Source organism: Flavitalea flava (genome assembly GCF_054461575.1).
The window spans coordinates 29,576-50,397 of record NZ_JBTLQH010000039.1 but is presented as its reverse complement, the minus strand read 5'-3'; the positions used below and the strand labels follow the sequence as shown (position 1 = coordinate 50,397).

Sequence of the window (20,822 nt, the reverse complement as noted above, 5' to 3'; positions counted from 1 at the left end):
TGGGCCTGCAATCCTGTAAATTTGCAGTATGAAATTTCAGGTAGGAGATAAGGTAGTCGTTCAGCATTCCAATGACGAAGGCGAGGTATTAGAGATCATTAATGATAAAATGGTCCTGATAAACGTGCGGGGAGTGAAATTCCCGGCTTACACCGATCAGTTGGATTTCCCCTACTTCAAACAATTCTCGGAGAAAAAACTTTTTCCCGAGAAAAAGCAGAAGACCTATATCGATCAGATTCCCCGGGAAAAACCCTCTCCCAACCAGAAAAAGGAAAGGCTGTCCAAACTGACGGGTGGGGTATGGCTTACCTTCCTGCCCGTCTTTGAGAGCGATGAATTCGGGGATGATGTCGTAGACAGGCTAAAAGTTCACCTGGTCAATAATACGCCTGCCGGTTATCAGTTCTCCTATCATCTCAATTATTTGGGGGAAAGCGACTTTGATCTGGACAACCAGGCTTATCCCTTCCAGGATTTTTACCTGCATGACATTCCTTTTGCCAATCTGAATGACAACCCGCTTTTTGCCGTTGAATTTTCCCTGACCAATCCAGACAAGGGAAAGGCCGAACATTTTGAGACCTCTCTGAAGCTGAAGGCCAAACAAGTATTCAGCAGGATCGAGGAAATAAAAAAGAAAGGCGAGTCCACCTTTTCCTACAAACTGTTCGAGACTTATCCGGACCGGCTGGAAGAAGAACCCGTCATCAATACCAGTTTGTTGACGGGATCCGGTTTCAGGATCTATGAGGCCTCACAGGCACGCAAACACCTGGAACCCGCCCGGTCCGAATTGGATCTGCATATCGAAAAACTGGTGGAGAAATGGTCCGCCCTGGATAACCTGGAGATCCTCGCCATCCAGCTGCAGACCTTTGAAAAATACCTGGACCTGGCCATGGCCCATCACCTCCCCACTATGGTTGCGATACATGGATTAGGAAGTGGCCGGCTCCGTGATGAAGTTCATGAGATCCTCCGTATGAAAAAAGGAGTCAAATCCTTTATCAATCGTTATGATCCCCGGTATGGTTATGGCGCAACCGAGATTTTCTTTCAATACTAACCAGCTAATTCCGGCCGGCTAAAACAAATCAGGTGACAATTAACCCGATTTTTGGCAGGGTTCCCCGCTTTCGTGGTTAATAAATGTAGAAGAGACGTTTTTTTTATAGAAAAAAACCGCGTAGATTAGTTCTGTAAAACATTCTCCAAACAACCTTCAATAACCCATGCAACGAAAGAAATTTTTACAAAACTCATTACTCGCCGGAGCTTCCCTGTTAACGGCTGGCGCTGCCACAGCGGCTTCGGATCGGCACAAAGGCTCAACCTCCGCCACGAAGCCTTTTAATCTGAATTATGGGACACACGACGGCATGTTCCGCAATTCAGCCGGAAACGATTTTATCGATCAGATTAAGTTTGCCTATGATCAGGGGTTCCGTGCCATTGAAGACAACGGCATGTCCGGAAGACCTGTCGAACAGCAGAAAAAGATCGGGGACGCCCTGGCCAAACTGGGCATGTCGATGGGCGTTTTTGTTTTAGATAAAGGAGGGAACGGGGCCAATACCATCGCGAGCAATAAGCCGGAAAATCTCGAAATATTCCTGAAAGGCTGTCGACAGGCGGTAGAAGTAGCCAAACGCTGCAATGCGAAACTAACCACCGTTGTTCCGGGTGATTTCGATAGGGATCTTCCCATGGGTATCCAGACGGGAAATATCATCGAAGCCCTGAGAAAGGGAGCAGCCATATTGGAACCCCACGGAATCGTCATGGTCCTTGAACCGCTTAGTGATACGCCGGATCTGTTTCTGCGTAACTCCGATCAGACCTATGCCATTTGTAAGGCGGTCAACAGCCCTTCCTGCAAAATTTTATTCGACATGTACCACATGCAGCGCAATGAAGGAGACCTGATCCACAATATCGATCTTACGTATAGTGAAATCGCCTATTTCCAGATCGGCAACAACCCGGGCCGAAACGAACCTACGACGGGAGAAATGGATTACAAGAATATTTTCAAACATATTTATAATAAAGGATACCGCGGCATCTTGGGTATGGAACATGGTATTTCTCTGCCGGGGAAAGACGGAGAAACAGCCCTGATAAAAGCCTACAGGGACAGCGATAGCTTTCTATAATTGAAGCCCTTATAATAAAAAAAGCGGTCTTTCCTGGAAAGACCGCTTTTTTTATTCCATCTCCCATCTCATAAACCACCTAAAAAGCCTTCGTGACCCCGGGAATGGCAACGGGATAAAAACCGTTTGCATCGGGTAACACCGGAGGCGTGGCATTAAAATCATAACTGGCCGGCATGATATTCAACCCTGAATTAATGGCTTTATCCCAATCCACTTCCTGACCGGAATAAGTGGCCATTCTGCCTAAAAGGGAAGTCATCGTACTTTTAGCGCCCCTTTCGGCATCCCAGAATTTATACTCGCCTTTAGCTATAGCTTCGAACAACTCATCATGTTCTGTCTGATAGGGTTGGTTCTCTTTTGTTTTATCGAACTGATAGATCAGCTTACCTTTTGGATCCGTGATGCGGGCCTCATCGCAATAGACCTTGCCCTTGGTACCGATCAGTAATTCATCGACCTTGCTGGCCGTACCTTTCTGATGACGGCACTGGCTATTCAGTATGGCTCCGTTGCCATAATGGAACTCGACATAATGATGGTCGAAGATCTGTCCGTAATCCTTCCCTGTTCTTACCTCGCGTCCCCCCATTCCCTGGGCTGTTACGGGGTAGCCTTCCAGCGCCCAGTTGATAACATCGAGATTATGGATATGCTGTTCGGTAATATGATCGCCGCATAACCAGACAAAATAATACCAGTTACGCATCTGGTATTCCATTTCCGTCCATCCCGGCTGGCGGGGATGGACCCAAACCCCGTCATTATTCCACCAGGCATTTGCCGAAACGATATCCCCGATGGCGCCGTCATGAACGCGTTTGATCAGCTCCCGGTAAGAGTTCTGATAACGGCGCTGCAGACCGACCACTACGTTTAGTTTTTTAGCTTTTGCTTTCTCTGCAGCAGCCAGGACACGTTGAATACCGGCCGGATCCGTAGCTACCGGCTTTTCCATAAAGATCTGTTTGCCCTGATTGACGGCCTCTTCAAAATGGATGGGGCGAAAACCGGGAGGAGTGGTCAGGATCACCACATCGGCCAGGGCCATCGCCTTTTTGTAGCCGTCAAAACCGACAAATTTGTTTTCCTCTTTTACCTGTACCCTGTTCTTTTTATCCTCCAGGGCTTCCTGAATATTTTTATAACTGTCGTCCAAACGGTCTTTAAAGGCATCGGCCATGGCTACCAGCTGAACATTCTGTTTGGTACTTAGTGCCTGCACTGCAGCACCTGTGCCCCGTCCGCCGCAGCCGATCAGGGCGATTTTAATAACGGGATCGGCGCCGGAAAAATAATTGGCCCGGGAAAGGAAAGGGGCAGCCAATACACTACCTGCCAGTAGGGAAGATTTTTTTACAAAATCTCTTCTGCTTTGATCTTGTGAAGATTGTTTTGGATTCATAATAACAGCAATTTAAAATGAAAAGTGTTTATTTAAGTGATAAAAATTGCGTGAAAAAAAGATCCGCTGCCGCAGCATCGGGTTGTTTCAGTGGTTTTACCACCCGAAAACCAATAAAGGGAGCATCCGTATTCCACCATTTACTTCTGGGTATCTGGGGATCGCGGGCATTCCATTTTTTTTCAGAGGCGAGGCGTGCGGCGCTGCGTAAAGCGGACGGCTCATCGCGGAAACTTCCCCCGCGCAGGGTCAGGGGATATTTCGTAACCGGGGTCAGCGAAGGATTGGCAGGATTGTTTTTGATCCGGGTAAAATAATCGGCGGCATATTGGTCGAGGGTCCATTCCGACACATTACCCAACATATCATAAAGGCCCCAGGCATTTGGTTTTAATTTTTTAACGGGGCGGTATTTATTGTCGCTGTTATTTTTGAACCAGGCATACTCCTGAAGCGTTCCCTCTGTTATAGCTTTGGGATACGCGGTGGACGAACCTGCCCGACAGGCGTATTCCCATTCTGCTTCCGTAGGCAGACGATAAAAGATCCCTGTTTTTTTGTACAGCCATTTGCAATACATGATGGCTGCATACTGGCTCATACTATTGGCGGGAAAACCACCTGTCTTGCCCATGCCCAAAGTAAAATCTATATAAGGAGGACTGGGGCGGGTAATACCATCCGGTATTGGCTGGGAATCCTGGGCCTCATCCTGGAATTGAATATACTCTTCATAAGTCACCTCATGTTCTTCCATCCAGAAAGAATCGACCGTGACCTTTTCGGCAGGACCTTCATCGGGGCGGCGCCCTTTTTCTGTTTCCGGACTGCCCATGACAAAAGAACCACCGGGAATAGGGACCATCGTAAAGGAAATAGCGGAGTGGGGGATCGATTGTTCAAAAACTCCGAAGAAGACATTGGTTGTTGCTGACGAAACCGAAGGTTGCGCAAACACGGATAGAACTAAGAAACAAAAGGGCAGGGCTGACAGGCAACGGGTCATTGGTCTACACATCGGTTTGAAATATCTGGTTGAAGCAATAATCCTGAAAACGATAAGGGAACAATCAGAAGCAATATAATTAAAAATAGGTTAGGAGCAGGGGTCAGCGCGAACAAATGTCAGCACTACATTATTTTATTAGATAACTTCTAAAATTATTGGAATTTTTCTGAAATAATTTCCCGTTCTTAATTTCCGTGACATATAAGGCCGCGCCGGGAAATTGTCTGATCAGGCGGAAGGATTGTCTTAAAGAGAGAATACTGCAGGCGGTTGCCAGCCAGTCGGCTGTGGTGCCATCTCCGGCAATGGCGGTGACATTTCGTCGCCGGGTAAGACCGATACCTGTTTTGGGATTTACAATATGCGAATAACGTTTTCCCCCGAACTCCACATATTGGTAAATATCACCAGACGTCGCCACGGAATAGCCCGCCAGCGATAAAAAAAGAGGTAGGATCCTTTCTTTTTCTCCGGGGGCGTTAATGCCGATCGTCCATCCTGTTTTACCCGGCGGTGCCTGACCCGTTACGATCTTTCCACCGGCGTTTACCATGGCACAGGGAAAGCCGTATTGCCGGAGAAGATCCAGGGCAGCCTGCGCGACAAAACCTTTTCCCAGGCCTCCAACATCCAATTTCATCCCGGTCTTTTCCAGCCAAACCGAATGGGCAGAAGTATCCAGATGCAGATATGGATAACCAGTTCTGTCAAGGGCACCACGAAGAGCAACGACATCAGGAAATAGCTGTGTTTTGCGGCTTTTACGCCATAATTGTACGACGGGGCCGATGGTAATATCATAGCTGCCTTTACTTAAGCGGGCTGCTGTTTGAGCGCGTTGAATAATGTCGAAAAGCGGGGCGGAAACCATCACGTACCGGCCTTGTCCGCTGGTGGCACTCAGGCGGTTGATCTCGCTGCTGTCCAGGTAATCACTCAAAATGCCATTCAGGCTATCTGATTTACGGAAGGCTGCAGCTGCGGCTTCCGTAACACGCAAGGAATCGGTCGGAGAATCGGGACCATATAGGGAAATCGTAAAGGGCGATCCCATTTCCGGCCGTTCAAAAACATATTTTTTTTGACTGCGTGCATTTCCGGCGATCAGCACTGATAAGAGGAACGGCAATAAGGGCAGGTTACTTCCCGTCATAATGCCGGCAAAGATATACCTTTACATCGCTACCAACCGGGTCATCGCTCTACAGTCTTTTTGACTGAAGGGAGGAAAGTCCGGACAGCGAAGGACAATGCACCGGTTAAGAGCCGGGTGTTCCGGTGCAGACCGGGGCAACAGATAGTGCCACAGAAAATAACTGCCCCTTCTTTTACCGGAAGGCGGTGAGGATGAAAACGTAGGGTAAGAGCCTACGGCTGCGGTGAGTAATTGCCGGAGCGGGTAAACCTTGCATGCTGAAATGCCACGTATATTCCGATTGACAAAGGGCGGAATGAAAATTCCGCTTTTGGCAGGTGTGCGGTCCGTTCACTAACATCCTATGGATGGTATCGGGAAGGGTAGGCAGCTAGATCCTTGTAGTAATACAGGGGCCAGATAAATGATGACCATCCTGCACCCGTTGCAGGAACACAGGATCCGGCTTACAGGTTGGTAGTATTTTTTTTAAAAGTATAGATTCCCGATATATCCCCCGACTTCCATAAGCCAGGCCAGGCCAAGATGGACGATCAATCCGCCCAGGATGGAACGGGTACGCCAGGCAATCACTCCAAGGGCCAGCCCTCCGAAAAAAGAGGAGATACATTCTCCCAGGGGTTTGCCAAAATGGATCGAACAATAAAAGGCGGCCATGGGAAGGATGGCATACTGGCCGGCATAGCGGGCCAGAGCGATCACCAGGAAACCGCGGAAAAAAAGTTCGATCGATACAAAATCCAGACCATAAGAAAGTTCATAACCCAGTTGCCAGGGCCATAACAGTTTAGAATAGCCGCCTACAAAATCGACATTTCTTAGTTTAGGATAGGTATGGAGGAAATCCGGTTGGGTAGAGGCAAGAGCGATGAGCGGCACCAGGCAAAGCAGGATGAGCAGATAGGGCCTTGCCCGAAAATTCTTCACGGTCAGGCCATAAAAGGAAAACGGGCCCTTTCCCATTTGTCGATCCATTTCTGTTTGCTGATCCATTTCTGAGCGGGGGCCGCTGTCGATCAACCAACAGCCATAAAGGACTAATCCTAAAAGCAGTAGTTTGAACGGTAACTGCAGGACAACCTGGGCATACCTGCTCCAGGGATATTGCCCGGTAGAAGGTAGAAAAATGGAAAGATCCCAGTGGATCATTTTGAAGGAAAAATACAGTGGCCCCAATAGTAAAAGGAGCAGGAAGTTTTTTCTTTTGAACAACCCTGTTCCAACAGATGGACCATCTGCCAGGTTTGCGTCAGCTGAAAGATCTTTCGGGCGGCTAATTGAAAATTGAATAGCCCAGGTAAAAAAAAAGACAAACCCATAAAAAAAGAAAAAACCCAGCAGGGAGAGTGGCCAGGGTTGTAAATCCCTTATCCTTCGTTCGATACCGATCGTATAATTCAGGGTAATGAGCAGGGAGACAAAAAGCAGGGTAAATCCGACATTTTTCAGCGAGGTATGACGGATATATGTTTTCAGATAAGAGACAAAGGAAGTCAGGGAGTTTCCTTTCGCCGGACTCATAACACAAAGCTCTCCTTCATCTTACCTAAAAGATCTGTGGCGATCATTTTTTCAGCGAGGATAATCATATTCGAGAATGACCGGGCGTGGGAAATACCGTGGCCAATGATCACTGGTTTGGTCACACCAAGCAGGGGCGTACCGCCATAATTCTCAAAATCGAACCGGTCGAAATATTCGTGTTTAATCTTTTTATCCTGTGTAATCCCGAATAAAGATTCTGCCATTTTCAGGATAATGTTCCCGGTAAAACCCTCGCAGACCATTACATCGGCCTTATCGAGCAAAAGGTCCCGCCCTTCAATATTGCCGATGAAATGGATCTGGGAATTTTCTTTCAGCAGGGGGTAGGTGGCCTGGGCCAGGATATTTCCTTTTCCTTCCTCTTCCCCGATATTGATCAATCCGACCCTGGGTTGATCGATGCCCAGAATGTGCTTGGCATAGAGTGATCCAAGGATGGCGAACTGATTCAGATTTTCCGGTTTACAGTCGGCATTCAAACCGACATCCAACAGTACACCAGTCCCGCCATTTTCTTTGGGGATAATGGTGGAAATGGTGGGTCTGTGAATTCCTTCAATAGGTTTGAGGCTGTAAAGCGCTCCGACCAGCATGGCGCCCGTATTGCCTGCGCTGATAAAGGCATCCATTTTACCGGTGGATAACAGATGAAAACCGATGGCAATGGAGGATTGTTGTTTTTCCTTTAATGCCTTGGTCGGATGTTCGTTCATCCCGATTACCTGAGGGGCATGAACAACCTTTACCCTTTCCGGGGGAAGATCATACTCCTGAAGGAGGGGATGGAGCTGTTGCTCATCACCCACCAGGAATAAAGTAACAGGGACCGAAGATCCATTCAGATATAATTGTGCGCCTTTCACCGCTTCCAGCGGTGAAAAATCGCCTCCCATCATGTCTAAGCCAATATTCATTAAAGGCAAACTAAAATGAAGACCAATCTAACCTGTCTACTTACTTAATGGGAGAATTCTCCGTAACGACTAGTCCCTTGTAGTACAATTTACCTTCGCTCACATGGGCACGGTGGCGTACATGAATTTCACCTGTAGTGCTGTCTTTACTTAAAGTAACTTTCTCGGCTTTGTAATGCGTTCTTCTTTTAGCACTACGCTGCTGGGAATGTCTCCGTTTGGGATTTGGCATATCACATCAATTTTAAAAAACCTTACAATATATTCTTACTTCAATTCTTAAAACAATACTTGGCTAACTTCTTTAATTCTTACCCAATTCCTCTTCTTTTGGAGGTAAAGGGTCAAGTCCTTTTATCTTTTCCAACCCTTTCCATAAAGGGTTCTCAGGTTTTTCTTTTTCCTGGTTGAGTTTCTTCAGCATTTCGAGGACTTCTTTGTTACAATTCGGTCCTCCAATATCTTCCACCCTGCACATGCGCTGCATCGGGATGCTCAGGTTGATAAATTCATAGATCCAATCTGACAAATGCAGGTGGCTTTCTCCTTTGGATATATAATATACATCCGGGTCCTCTTCCTGTTGATTCATCAGATCCGGTTCCTCTACCAGTTTAACCAGTATATTGAATTCATCCCAAAGCTCAAGGGGCATCATATTACCGCACCGGTCACAACCGGTTTCGATCTTCCCGCCCACTTCGAATTTCAGGAGCATAAAACCGTGCTTTTTATCTAAAAACAGCTTTACATTCGCTTCGCAATGGCGGAAATCCTGTTGCTGGTATTCCTCAAAGAACTTATCGGTTATCCGATAACTAAACTCATGAATACCAGGCTTTAAACCCACAAACGCTATTTCAAATTCCCTTCGGCTGCTCATGAGTGCTTTTTAAAGAGCTTGCAAAGGTATGGATAAATTATTAATAAATTAGAGCCATGCGGGTTTTCAGCCAGGAAAAGTTTACACATTTGACGACAGTATGTGGAAAAATCCGCTTGGTGATCCTGATCTCCTTACAGGTTTTGGGAATGCGGGGAAAAGGATGGTTCAACCCGGTTTAGGTAAATGGTTGTAAGAGATTGAAAATTAAGGAGAAATAAGATGAAATTACTTATTGTTGAGGACGAAAAAACCTTGGCCGAAAGCATCCTGAGTTACCTGAAACAGGAAAATTTTACCTGTGATCTGGCTGATAGCTATCGCATCGCACTGGAAAAAACAGAGCAATTTGAATATGATTGCATCTTGCTGGATATCAATTTACGGGACGGCAACGGTCTGGATTTGTTAAAGGAGCTCAAAAACAACCATAAATCGGATGGAGTATTGATCATATCGGCCCGAAATTCCCTGGAAGACAAGGTGGCTGGTCTTCAACTCGGAGCGGATGACTATCTTCCCAAACCTTTTCATCTGTCGGAATTAAGCGCCAGGGTAACGGCGATCATCCGCCGGAAGAACTCAGCAGGTAATAATCAGATCCATTTGGGAGACCTGCTGATCGATACCCTGGCCAAGACTACTGTCATCAATGGTCAGCCGGTAGACCTGACCCGCAAAGAATATCAATTACTTCTATATTTTGCCTATAACAAAGGACGCGTCGTCTCCAAAAATGCTATCGCCGAACATCTTTGGGGCGATGAAATGGAGGGGGCGGATAACTACGATTTTATCTACACCCACATAAAAAATCTTCGTCGCAAACTCATCGAAGCTGGCTGTGGCGACTATCTTCAATCAGTATACGGGATGGGTTATAAGTTCTCTGTGTAGAGTACCTGGTTATTCACTATTAAATTTGCATTAAATAATTATTTTTTAAAATATTAATTAACTAATTGGTTTATAAATAATTGTGAAATTTATTTTAACTATTACTTTAAATTTAATTTAAAGTAACACTTTAAGTGATTATCAATAATTTATTTTATCTGCTTCCTCAAAAAGTTAAGCCCCTCTCCCCGCCAGGGCGAAAGTGAGAGGCTAATTGAAATTGAGGGGGCTATAGGAGCCGGTCCCTTACCGGCAAATACATTGGGCTCAATCGGCTATTTCGCAGGCAAAAAGCATTTAGTTCGAACTGCGGCAAATTTTAAATGCCAGCACTATGAACTCAAAAACCAGGGTTTTGCGAAAGTACCGCCCCCTTATTCAGATCAATAGCGGTCTGGGGGATCGGCAAGAGTCCTTTTCGCTGAGTCAAATTTGATACTCCTGTTACTTGTTGCCCGGTGGCGGTGTTATAGGCATTCAAATAATTCTGTACCCTTTCCACCAGGGTCCCTGTTCTGACCAGGGTCATTCTCCGGTTCTCTTCGGCCACCAATTCCCGGGCGCGTTCGTCCAGGATAAAGTCGAGTGTGATATCCGAGGCCTGAACCTGTCCATGTGCCGGATAATCGGAAAATGCCCTTGCCCGCAGCACGTTGATACTTGCGGCTGCGCCGGGCAGGTCGCCCTGATCGAACTGCGCTTCTGCCAGCAGCAAATAGGTTTCACCGAGACGCATCATGGGTTGATCTTTAAAGGTGCTGTACCCATTTACGTCAGCCGGGTTAAAATTGTTCCACTTGGTGGTATAGGGAGCGATATGCCAGACCGTATCTCCGTCAAGATTGGTCAGCTGCTGACCGTATTTTGGTTTGGAAGGATCGTTGAATCGAAGGATTCGCCGGATACTATAAGAGGAATTTCGCATATCGGCGGAGTCATAGAGATTATAGAGGATCCAGTTGCTCAGGCGGAAACGACCGATACCCCTGCCTCCCAGGGAATCGCAGATCAGCATATTGGTGATCCCCGCATAATAGGGAATCCACATACGCCGGTGTTGATCCTCTGAAGGATTGACGCCCGTGGTTGTGGCTCCCCCCGGTGTATTGACATCTTCCTCTATGATCCAGATAGCTTCCTTATTCCCCTGGCTGCGCCGCTGATTGCCTACCAGGAACATATCGCTGTAATAATCTCCGGGCAGGGAAGCCTTGACGCCATACCTTGAATTGATCAGGGAATAGGCTCCGCCGCTGATCACATTCTGACATTGCACCTGGGCCAGGTCAGGTTTATTCATACGCAGGTAGACTTCCGCCAGTAATTGCTGACACATGCCGATACTGGGTCTTCCTTCTTTTCTCACACTGCCGGCCTGGGGAAGGATGGCAATTGCACTCGTAAGGTCCTGCACGATCAGGGCATTGACACTATCGACAGAAGAACGGGTAAAATCCACCTTTACCGTTTGGATGGGTTGCGTTACCAGTGGAACTGGCCCCCATAAAGTAACGAGGAAATTATAGATCCATGCCCGGTAGAACATGGCTTCTGCGCCTACATAGGCTTTATTGGCTGCAGAAGTTTTGGTAACCGTGGGATCCTGGGAGGCGGCAATGACCACATTGGCGTTATTGAGGGTCTGGTAGGCCCAGGTCCAGTAGAAATTGGCGGAAAAATCACTCGCATTCATGTTCTCGTTGTTCACGTAAGGGAACATGGCGCTGGTCGTCTGTCCGTTAATGACCATATCGGTTCCATTATACATGGCACCCAGCAAACCCTGGTCATTATCCGAGGTATATTGAGCCCTTATCTTGTTTTGAAGGCCGGCAATATTGGCCTCGAAACCGAGGGAATCGGAAAGGGTGTTCTGGGGTGCATAACTGCCCTGAAGTTTTTCGTCCAGAAAACTCTTTTTGCAACTTCCCGTCATAAAACAAATACTCAGAAAAATACAGAAGCCCGGAAAAAAACGGGAAACAAAGAAGAAACGGAAAGCAAAGAATAATGTATATTTCATGGCTAAACGATTATTAGATTATTTAAGAGAAAAGTTCAGACCTACTACATAAGAAGCCACCTGGGGGTAATTGTTATAGGTGCCAAAGGGTAAGGATTTATAGGCCGTCTCCGGGTCCCATCCCAGCCAGGGAGTCCAGGTATGGATATTCCTGCCGCTTACATATACCGAAACATTCCCAAAGCCATATCGCGCAGCCAGATCCTGCGGAAGATTATAATTCAGCGTAATATCCTTCAGCCGGGTAAAACCCGCCTTGGAAGGATAGGCGTAATTATAGGGATTCGTATAAGCCAGCGAGGGCCGGGTATTGCTTTTGTTGTCAGCTGTCCAGTAACCAACGTCTTCCGGTAAATTAATGGCCCCGGATTGATCGGCATTATCATAGATTTGGTTCATCTTCATAGCGCCCTGGGAGGTCTGGATAAAAATGCGGAGGCTCAGACTTTTATAAGTGAACGTGTTGGTCATTCCCCCTGTCCAGCTAGGGTTGGTATATCCGACGATCGTACGGTCACCACCGGCCGTTATCGTCTGGCTTTTATCCAGGTCGGCAAACTTCAGGTAACCGGGCTTTGCGGAAGGATCGATAGCCGAATGATCTTCTCCCTGTTGCCATACCCCCAATAATTTGTAGGTATATAAGGCACCCAGGGATTTGCCGAGGAACCAGGAGTTCCCGATATCATCTTTGCTGTCGCCATACAATTGCAGCAATTTATTCCGGTAAGTGGAAAAGACAAGGGTGGTCTGCCAGCTGAAATTTCTGGTCTTTACATTCACGGTATTCAGGGTAATATCGATGCCTTTATTCTCCAGTTTCCCGATGTTCTGAAGTATAGTCAGATAACCGGTCATGATCGGCAATTGCCGGCTTAATAAAAGATTACTTGTTTTGGTTTGGTACCCTTCGATGGAACCCGAGATCCGGCTGTTAAAAATGGCAAAATCGATCCCGACATTCGTTCCGGTAGTGCTTTCCCATTTCAGGGACGGGTTGCCCAGGTTGCTGGCAGTAAGCCCTGTGGCGGTTTGGTTATTATATACATATTGCAGGACACTCTGGGTCGTTTGGGTTTGAAACGGATTGATGGCGGAATTTCCGGTAGTTCCCCGCGAAACGCGGAGTTTCAACAGGTTGATAAAGGAGATATTGTTCATGAAGGATTCCCGATGGATGTTCCACCCCAGCGCGATGGAAGGAAAGGAACCATATTTATCCGTCATAGCGCCAAAAGCAGAATAACCATCTCTTCTTATCGTGGCTGTCAGTAAATATTTACCGGCATAAGAATAATTAAGCCTTCCCATTTGGGATAACAAACTGCTGGAAGGAGTCAGGGGGGGAAAGGCCGTATTGTCCGTGGAGAAATTGGTATTGGTGATCTGTGTCGTAGCGGCATTGGTATTATTGAACCCCAGCCCGTCATTGATAAATCCTTTTGCCGTAATGCTCGAATTAAAGGAAGTTGTTTTTTGGGAACTGTAAAGGGCCGTCAGATCGAAATGATGTTTGCCGAGATCGCGCGCATAACTTAAAATATTCTCCAGTATCCAGCTGGTGCTTTCCCCCGCATATACGATGGCGGTACCCTGGTTATCGTTGGCATTCCTGCCTGCATACGTATCCATCCGGCTCGGTAGGTACGTATAACTCCCGTTCACCCGGTACTTCAGACCGGGAAGAAATTTGGGGGTTATATCGATATAACCCGTACCCGTGAGATTATTGCTCCGGTTGACGGTTGATTTATAAAGCCCCAGCAGGGGATTGGTGTATAACGTGTTACCATACATGGGGAAAATGGCATAAGAGCCATCTGCATTGAAGGGTTGCCCGTAAGGACTCATTTGACCGGCCAGGGTAAGATCCACATGGCCTCCATCTGTATTATTATTGGTGTAAAAGATACTGGTCCCGACAGCCAGCCAGTCGGTCAGGTTAGCATTTAGATTGGAACGGAGACTGACCCGGGTGAATTGATAACCTTTTAATAGCCCGTTGTCCTTGGTATATTCCCCGTTCACAAAATATTTGAGGTCCCTGGTTCCCCCGGAAAAATTGAGATTATGGGATTGGATATAACCCTGCCTGGAGATCTGGTCCAGCCAATCGGTAGTCTTGCCGGCCCTGCGATTGGGGATCTCAAAAGCATTAACGACGGAATCGGAATTGATATTCGTATTGTTACCACCGGTCTGCTGGTTCCAGGTTACATTCTTGCCTTTAAATTCAGTGCCGTTCATAGGTTTCATTCTATGAGCCATGGATTCGATACCGGCAAAGCCATTATAACCGATGACGGGTTTACCGGTAAGCCCCCGTTTGGTCGTAATGAGAATTACCCCGCTGGACCCCCGGGTACCATAAATAGCGGTAGCCGAGGCATCCTTCAACACTTCGATCGATTCGATCGTACCCGGACTGATATCATTGGTGGATCCCGGGAAAGGAACGCCGTCCAGCACGATAAGCGGAGTCGTACTGGCGGTGATGGAATTAAGCCCCCTGACCTGTTGGGTGGCGGTACTCCCGGGCGCTGCCGAAGTTTGCGCGAGGGTAAAACCGGCAACCGAACCTTCCAAAGCCTGTAAAACATTCGTCACGGGGATCCTGGAAAGCCTGTCCTTCGGTACACTGGTAACAGATCCGGTAACATCCGATTTTTTCTGGGTTCCATATCCGACGACGACCACATCGTTCAGCGATTGGGCGAACGGTATCATAAATATGCTTAAAGGGCCGGAATTGCCGGAAATTCCTTTAAGGGAATAGGTCAGGGTTTCCATACCGATACTGGAAAGGGTAAGGTAAGGAGTACCCGCTGGAAGATCAATTCTGAAAAAGCCCAGCGAATCGGTAGTAGCGCCTGCTTTCGCCGCTCCACCCGGCGAAAGGGTGACGCCGCGCAGGGGTGCATTATCCTGTTTGTTACGGACAATGCCGCTGATGGTTCTTTTGTCTTGGGCAAAGGATAAGTGATTGCCGGCAAAAAATGTCAGCATACATAGCAGGAAAAATGTCCGCAAAGGAAATTTGTAGTAGAAAGTCCGCAAAGGAAATTCAGCGTGTTTTTTCCGAAAAGGAAATTCGCGTAAAGCATAACTCCCTGCCGCAATGGTAGGGAAGCAGGTTAGTTGGGTTCGCATAGCAGCTTCGTTTAAGTGATAAAATAATTTCAATAAGCAGTTTTCATTTCTTCATAATATTTCTTCAATACAAAAAAGGCTTTCTTCTTTTTTCCTTCCGGATCGATCAATCCTTTTTTATTCCAGCCGTCCTGGTAAACAGGGTTATTCCGTCTGGGGGAGCGAAAATCAGAAAGGATCCAGGGCGAGATACCGGCAAAATTATCCGGCATTCTTTTCAGCATGTTTACCTGTTCCTGGTAATACCATTCCTGGAATTCCTCGCTCCATAACGTGAGGGAATCGGCATGAAAGCCGGCCACTGCTTCAGCTCCTGTCTCGCTTATAAAGACCGGCTTATCGTACTTCGTCGTCCAAACGGCGGTGCGGCAGGCTTCCGGGCTGCCTCCATACCAGCCCAGGTATTCATTAAAAGCGACCAGGTCGACATATTGTCCGAGAGGATCATCGACCTGCCGGGTATTGGTCGACGAAAGATAATTCACTTCCAGGGCTGCCGATACCAGGCGGGTGGGATCCATGGCCCGGGCATTTTGTAATAAGGTCCGCAGGAATTCGGTCCGGGGAGGGCTAACGGGCGTTTCATTACCTACCGACCAGATGATCACGCTGGCCCTGTTCCGGTCGCGGGTGATCATTTCGTCCAATTGAGTTTTCGCTTTATCCAGAACCGCCTTACTGGAAAAGTCGATCGTCCAGTAAACGGGGATCTCGGACCAAACCAGCAATCCCAGCGAATCGGCTACACGGACCATCTGTTCGTTATGCGGGTAATGGGCAAGCCGGACCATATTACAACCGAGTTCTTTGGCCTCACTCAATAACCGGATGGCATCCTCCCGGCTATGCGCTCTTCTTTTTTCACCGGCGATTTCCTCATGAATGGAAATCCCCCGAAGAAAAACAGGCTTCCCATTTAACAGGATCTTTTTTCCCTGAACCCGGATGGTACGAAAACCAATCTTTTCTTCCACGCGATCGGTTTTTCCTGAAATGATAACCGTGTAACATTTAGGATTTTCCGGCGACCAGGATTGAAAGGAGGGTAAGGTCAGATGAAGATGAGCGGTATCCTGTTTTATAGGAAAGGATTGTTTTATTTTCAAGTCGGGTATTTCTACCGTGATCAGTTCATTCTCTTTTCCCTGTTTGAGGCTCACCCAGCCTTCCACTTCGGTTACTGTTTTTAATTGTAGCGAATAGTCGAGGATCGGAGAGGAGCCAGGTAATTCTATCAATTTTACTTCCCGGGTAATACCCCCATAATTCCACCAATCGGTATTTAAGGTAGGGATCTCGTCTGCATAACGTTTGTTATTCACCTTGACGACCAAAAAATTCCCTGTGGGTTTTATAACGGAGTCGGGAACCGCAAAATTGAAGGGGGTAAAACCGCCTTTATGCACCCCTAATTTTCTGCCATTAAGGTAAACATCTGCTTTATAATTGACCGCCCCGAAATACAGGACCAGGCTACCGGATGGATCTGCCTTTTGATAATCGAATGACCGTTTATACCAGACGGTGCCCTCATAATACAGGAATTTAGGATCCTGGGCATTCCAATCCCCGGGAACGGTCAGGGTATATTTGTCAATAAATCCGTGCTCTTTTCGGTCGGTTTTGTTTTTGGGGATATCGGAATTCCAATAGGCTTCGGGGTCACCTGGACTGCGTTCCTGGTACCGGTAATCGTAAAACCCCGTTTCATAAGGGTCGATCAGGTATTGCCATGGTCCATCCAGGCTCAGGGAATGCCGGGCACCGGGGTTGGCAATAAGAGGGATGGTCGTATCCGGCTTAAATGGATCGTGTCGGGAGGCATCGTTCCTGGATAAATCATTTTTGGATTGAGCCTTCAGAAGGATCGCAGGGGCCAGGCAGATAAAAAAAACGGGTAAAAAAAAGAGAAACCTCCAATTCACGGCAGGAAAATTTATGGTTTGTTAAAGCATCGTTGCAGAGAAACCATATTTATGCATTTACTGAAAGCTGCCCCGAAACAAAGCAGGATTTTAATCATTGTAACAAAGCAGCTTTCGGTAGTAAATGCAGTTTTGAATGGTTACACCGGCTCCACTCACAGAACCGTTACGGTAAAGATATTTCGATTTTTTGCTAAAATCCAAATTAATTTTACCATAAAATATTGATTTACAATGATTTATGATGTTTTTAATACGGTTGAACACCATAAAAAACGGCCCTCGTTTTCATTGATAACCAATAAAAACAAGAGCCGTTTACAGCTTTTCCGGATGAGGGGATAATACGCTTTACTGCGGAATAATTATTTTTTTATTTATTCTATAACCAGTTTGCTCCACCCTTTTTCCCCGGCATTTCGGAGCTCTTTTTTCCGGGTCTCCATCAGTTTTTTTACTTTTCCGGAATAGGACCAGCAGGTACTTTGGCGGATGGACAGGATATCGGACAGTTTATAGGAGGAAATTTTCCCCTTGGTGGAATAAACCATATAAGCCATATAAAAGGCTTTATTGAGGGGTATATGGGCATTATGGAAAAGCGTATGGGTGGTGGCCGATTCTTCATAAGAACATTTAGAACACCTGCGGCTATAAGGAAGATGACCATTAAAAAACTGGGAATGGGAACATTTCCGGCAGGAAAATTCCTTATCCCATTTTAATTCCGCCAGAAATTTACAACAGGCCTGGTCATCCGGATAGATCCGGACGAATTCTTCAAAATCCATTTCTGCAGACATTACCCTGGCCTGGGTGACTTTTTTTATATCCACCTGCAACACTTTATTATCCCGGTCCAGGATCTGGTTCATTCTTAGGATTTCTTCGGATTGCTGTTTTAAAAGATCATTTACGGAAAGTAATTCTTCGTTTTGTTGTTCGATCACGCCGGACTTTTCCAATACCTCCCTGGTCCGCTGCGCAACCTGGGTTTCCAGTTCCTTATTTAAATTATCCTTTAGTTCCTGATTGAGCCTCATTTCCTCCATCATCCTTTTTTGAACCATTTCCTTTTTCTTTCTCAACCATTTGACTTTATCTCCAATAGCGAAGGAAACAAATAGCATTTCCATCAGAAAACAGAAACTAAGGCTGTAAAAATTAAGCGGACCAAAGGGCAGATTAATGGAAGCCAGTGTTTTGAAAGCCCTGATCAGGAATCCCAATAAAAGAAAAGAATAACCGGCGACGAAAAATCTTGCCGGGTAATAACCTTTGCGGAGAATATGCCAACCGGCATAAAAAGCGACCAGCAGGGGAATCGCATCAATAAATTTATAAATGAACCAATAACGGTTAATGAAAAGGCAAATGAGGAAAAAAGCAGTCCTTAATCCGATAATTCCTACCAATACGGAATTAAGTAAGGGGGCCTTTTTTTGGAGGGAAAGGAATTCCCGGGTAAATAATAAAGAAAAAACACTTGCCGAATACAGGGCCACCCCAAAGGCTATTTCATTCCAGGCTGGGGCATTGGGCCAAAGATACTGGAAGGCGAACCCATTGGAACTCATTTCAAAAATACCTATACTAAGATTATACATGATGTAGTACAGATATTGTTTTTGGCGGAAGGCAAAGAACATGACCATGTTATACAGGCAGAAAATCAGGATCATGCCATAGAAAATGCCGGAGAAGAGATATTCTTTCAACCCATACTGAATAAACCAGTTGACCGGTTTTAAGACCACCATGATATTGGAAGGTTGCTGGGATCGGATAGAGAAATAATAGACCAGTTCGCCGGAAGTTTGGTCCTTTAAAGGAATCGCCACGTTTTTATGCTGGAACCATCTTTGGGCAAAAGGCTGGCCTGCTCCGTAATGAGATACCGAAAAGCCGTTTTTTCCGTCCGGAGCATAAAAAGAAATATGATCGATCGTATTATCATAAAATTCCAATACCCAGCTTTTTTGGGCAGGTTCCCCATTCGAACTGGTTACCGGCTGATCATTCCGTATTTTTATACGGTACCAATAGGTACTGGCGGCATGATAATTTTTGGGGATAAAGACCCGCTCTTGTTGAAATCCGGTAAAATGGGGGCTGCTTATGCTGTCGATCGTAAATCTGCCATCCGGGTCTTCAAAATAGTCAATCTCATTATAGGAAAAAATATGTTGATTGTAACGGTTGTCCAGGTTGACGGCTTTTTGAGCATAAGAAAAGCAGTGAAATAAAAATAAGAGGACAAACGTCAAAAGAAGGTATTTTCTCCGGAAAGGCATCGGCAAAACAGGCATTTTGGTTAAAGTCAGGAACGATTCATAGATTTATCCCTTGAAATATAAGTATATCTCCTGAAACTTTTTACAAAATATGGCCGCGTCAACATCATCGCCAGCATTTTAGCGTTGTTGGTTGGCAGCATAGGTTATTACCTGATCATCCGTTCGGTACTGATCAATCAATTGGATAATACACTGAAGATCGAAGAAGAGGAAATCCTCGATTTTGTAAGGACGAAAGACCAGATGCCTGCGCCGGCCAATTACAGGGACCAACAGATCCGTTTTGCGCCAGCCACGGCTCCTGTCCAACGTAAATTCATCCATACCAGCTACCCGGACAAAAAACATCCTGATCGCCGTCATCATGAAGATCGTCCTTTTCGCCAGTTATTATTTTCCGTAACAGCCGGCGGGCACCTATATACCGTTTCTGTAGGCGAATCCGAAACGGAAACAGAAGATCTCCTGGAATTGATCATGCTGGTTACGGCCGGAATGATCCTGCTTTTGCTGGGAACCCTGTTTTTGGGGAACCGGTTATTGCTCCGGCGAATCTGGCAGCCCTTTTACCATACGCTGGAAGGGATCCGGCAATTTAATCTGTCCAGTCGCCATCCGCCTGCGGGACAGGACACCGATATCGAGGAATTTAAGAACCTGGACCGGGCCGTGGAACAAATGACCCAAAAGATCCTCAAAGATTACGAGATCCTGAAGAATTTTGCGGACAATGCCTCACATGAGATGCAAACGCCGCTTGCTATTATCAATTCCAAACTGGATCTGATGATCCAGGATCCCGGCCTGTCTGAAAAACATCTTCGTCAGTTACAGGCCATGTACGATGCCGTTGGACGTTTGAGTAAGCTCAATCAATCCTTGCTTTTATTGACCAAGATCGAGAACAATCAATTCACGCATTCCGATCAGGTAGACCTTTGTCTCCTGATTGAGTCGAAATTGAGTCAACTGGAAGACCTGATCGGGAACCGGAAAATAACCGTTCATACCCATATGAATAAGGTCTGTCCGCAGATGAATACCTATCTGGCCGATATCCTGCTGAACAATTTGCTGGGTAATGCCATCCGGCATAATCTGGAAGGAGGGCGCCTGGAAATCCTGCTGGAAGAAGACAAATTACAGATCGGCAATACCGGCCCGGACCTTCAACTCGATGCCGATTCTTTATTTGACAGGTTTACCAAGGGTGCCCATTCTCAGGGAACAGGCCTGGGGCTGGCCATTGTCAAACAGATCTGTGATAACTATGGTTTTACCCTTTCTTATGCCTACCCGAACGGTTTTCATACCATCACCATACATTTTCCCTGATAATAAACCTCCGCTTTGCCTGATTTCCTTCTTCAGAATTTCACCAAAATAGGGAAATAGTTTTGTTCCTTAATATACGGCTGTTCCCTAATCCGGAAGAACAGGGAATGAATCCGTAAAA

15 protein-coding genes and 1 other RNA gene are annotated in these 20,822 nt (G+C 46.4%); 5 read left to right on the top strand and 11 right to left on the bottom strand.

Annotated elements, in window-relative coordinates; translation table 11 throughout:
- The first annotated feature begins 28 nt into the window (after nt 1–28).
- Together ACX0G9_RS24985 and ACX0G9_RS24980 are read left to right on the top strand one after the other, a co-directional pair.
- Nucleotides 29–1,069 carry a Smr/MutS family protein gene (locus ACX0G9_RS24985; protein WP_459067697.1) on the top strand — a complete coding sequence of 347 codons (1,041 nt, stop codon included), beginning with the start codon at nt 29–31 and terminating at the stop codon, nt 1,067–1,069.
- A gap of 166 nt (nt 1,070–1,235) precedes the next feature.
- Nucleotides 1,236–2,159: a hydroxypyruvate isomerase family protein gene (locus ACX0G9_RS24980; RefSeq protein ID WP_459067696.1), complete on the top strand. Its 924-nt coding sequence runs from the start codon at nt 1,236–1,238 to the stop codon at nt 2,157–2,159.
- 79 nt (nt 2,160–2,238) lie between these two features.
- On the opposite strand, the gene ACX0G9_RS24975 is transcribed toward ACX0G9_RS24980, so the two are convergent.
- From ACX0G9_RS24975 to ACX0G9_RS24965, 3 genes are all read right to left on the bottom strand, one after another.
- Nucleotides 2,239–3,567, bottom strand: a complete 1,329-nt coding sequence (locus ACX0G9_RS24975; protein ID WP_459067695.1) for a Gfo/Idh/MocA family protein — start codon at nt 3,565–3,567, stop codon at nt 2,239–2,241.
- Between the two features lie 28 nt (nt 3,568–3,595).
- Nucleotides 3,596–4,573: a formylglycine-generating enzyme family protein gene (locus tag ACX0G9_RS24970; protein ID WP_459067694.1), complete on the bottom strand. Its 978-nt coding sequence runs from the start codon at nt 4,571–4,573 to the stop codon at nt 3,596–3,598.
- A 130-nt stretch (nt 4,574–4,703) separates the two neighbouring features.
- Nucleotides 4,704–5,729, bottom strand: coding sequence for an FAD:protein FMN transferase (locus ACX0G9_RS24965; protein ID WP_459067693.1), 1,026 nt, complete (start codon nt 5,727–5,729; stop codon nt 4,704–4,706).
- Between the two features lie 28 nt (nt 5,730–5,757).
- On the opposite strand from ACX0G9_RS24965, the gene rnpB reads away from it, so the two are divergent.
- Nucleotides 5,758–6,197, top strand: an RNA gene (rnpB, locus tag ACX0G9_RS24960) — RNase P RNA component class A.
- 3 nt (nt 6,198–6,200) lie between these two features.
- Here rnpB and ACX0G9_RS24955 read toward each other — a convergent pair.
- From ACX0G9_RS24955 to ACX0G9_RS24940, 4 genes are all read right to left on the bottom strand, one after another.
- Nucleotides 6,201–7,253 (bottom strand): CPBP family intramembrane glutamic endopeptidase, encoded by a 1,053-nt coding sequence (locus tag ACX0G9_RS24955; RefSeq protein ID WP_459067692.1) that lies wholly within the window; start codon nt 7,251–7,253, stop codon nt 6,201–6,203.
- Entirely contained in the window at nt 7,250–8,191 is a 942-nt protein-coding gene (plsX, locus tag ACX0G9_RS24950) for a phosphate acyltransferase PlsX (protein ID WP_459067691.1), read from the bottom strand. Before plsX ends, ACX0G9_RS24955 begins: the two co-directional genes overlap by 4 nt.
- 40 nt (nt 8,192–8,231) lie before the next feature.
- Nucleotides 8,232–8,423 carry a 50S ribosomal protein L32 gene (gene rpmF / locus ACX0G9_RS24945; RefSeq protein ID WP_459067690.1) on the bottom strand — a complete coding sequence of 64 codons (192 nt, stop codon included), beginning with the start codon at nt 8,421–8,423 and terminating at the stop codon, nt 8,232–8,234.
- Nucleotides 8,424–8,495: 72 nt separating this feature from the next.
- Nucleotides 8,496–9,074 (bottom strand): YceD family protein, encoded by a 579-nt coding sequence (locus ACX0G9_RS24940; protein ID WP_459067689.1) that lies wholly within the window; start codon nt 9,072–9,074, stop codon nt 8,496–8,498.
- Between the two features lie 222 nt (nt 9,075–9,296).
- Here ACX0G9_RS24940 and ACX0G9_RS24935 point away from each other — a divergent pair, with 222 nt between their 5' ends.
- A complete protein-coding gene (locus tag ACX0G9_RS24935) occupies nt 9,297–9,971 on the top strand; it encodes a response regulator transcription factor (RefSeq protein WP_459067688.1) in 675 nt (224 codons plus the stop codon).
- 340 nt (nt 9,972–10,311) lie between these two features.
- On the opposite strand, the gene ACX0G9_RS24930 is transcribed toward ACX0G9_RS24935, so the two are convergent.
- The 4 genes from ACX0G9_RS24930 to ACX0G9_RS24915 form a co-directional block, all read right to left on the bottom strand.
- Entirely contained in the window at nt 10,312–11,994 is a 1,683-nt protein-coding gene (locus ACX0G9_RS24930) for a RagB/SusD family nutrient uptake outer membrane protein (protein ID WP_459067687.1), read from the bottom strand.
- A gap of 18 nt (nt 11,995–12,012) precedes the next feature.
- On the bottom strand, nt 12,013–15,144 hold the full coding sequence (locus ACX0G9_RS24925; RefSeq protein WP_459067686.1) for a SusC/RagA family TonB-linked outer membrane protein: 3,132 nt from the start codon (nt 15,142–15,144) through the stop codon (nt 12,013–12,015).
- Nucleotides 15,145–15,173: 29 nt separating this feature from the next.
- Entirely contained in the window at nt 15,174–17,069 is a 1,896-nt protein-coding gene (locus ACX0G9_RS24920; RefSeq protein WP_459067685.1) for a glycoside hydrolase family 2 protein, read from the bottom strand.
- A 377-nt stretch (nt 17,070–17,446) separates the two neighbouring features.
- Nucleotides 17,447–19,336, bottom strand: a complete 1,890-nt coding sequence (locus ACX0G9_RS24915; RefSeq protein ID WP_459067684.1) for a 7TM diverse intracellular signaling domain-containing protein — start codon at nt 19,334–19,336, stop codon at nt 17,447–17,449.
- 99 nt (nt 19,337–19,435) lie between these two features.
- Here ACX0G9_RS24915 and ACX0G9_RS24910 point away from each other — a divergent pair, with 99 nt between their 5' ends.
- Nucleotides 19,436–20,701, top strand: coding sequence for a sensor histidine kinase (locus tag ACX0G9_RS24910; protein ID WP_459067705.1), 1,266 nt, complete (start codon nt 19,436–19,438; stop codon nt 20,699–20,701).
- Nucleotides 20,702–20,822 lie beyond the last annotated feature (121 nt).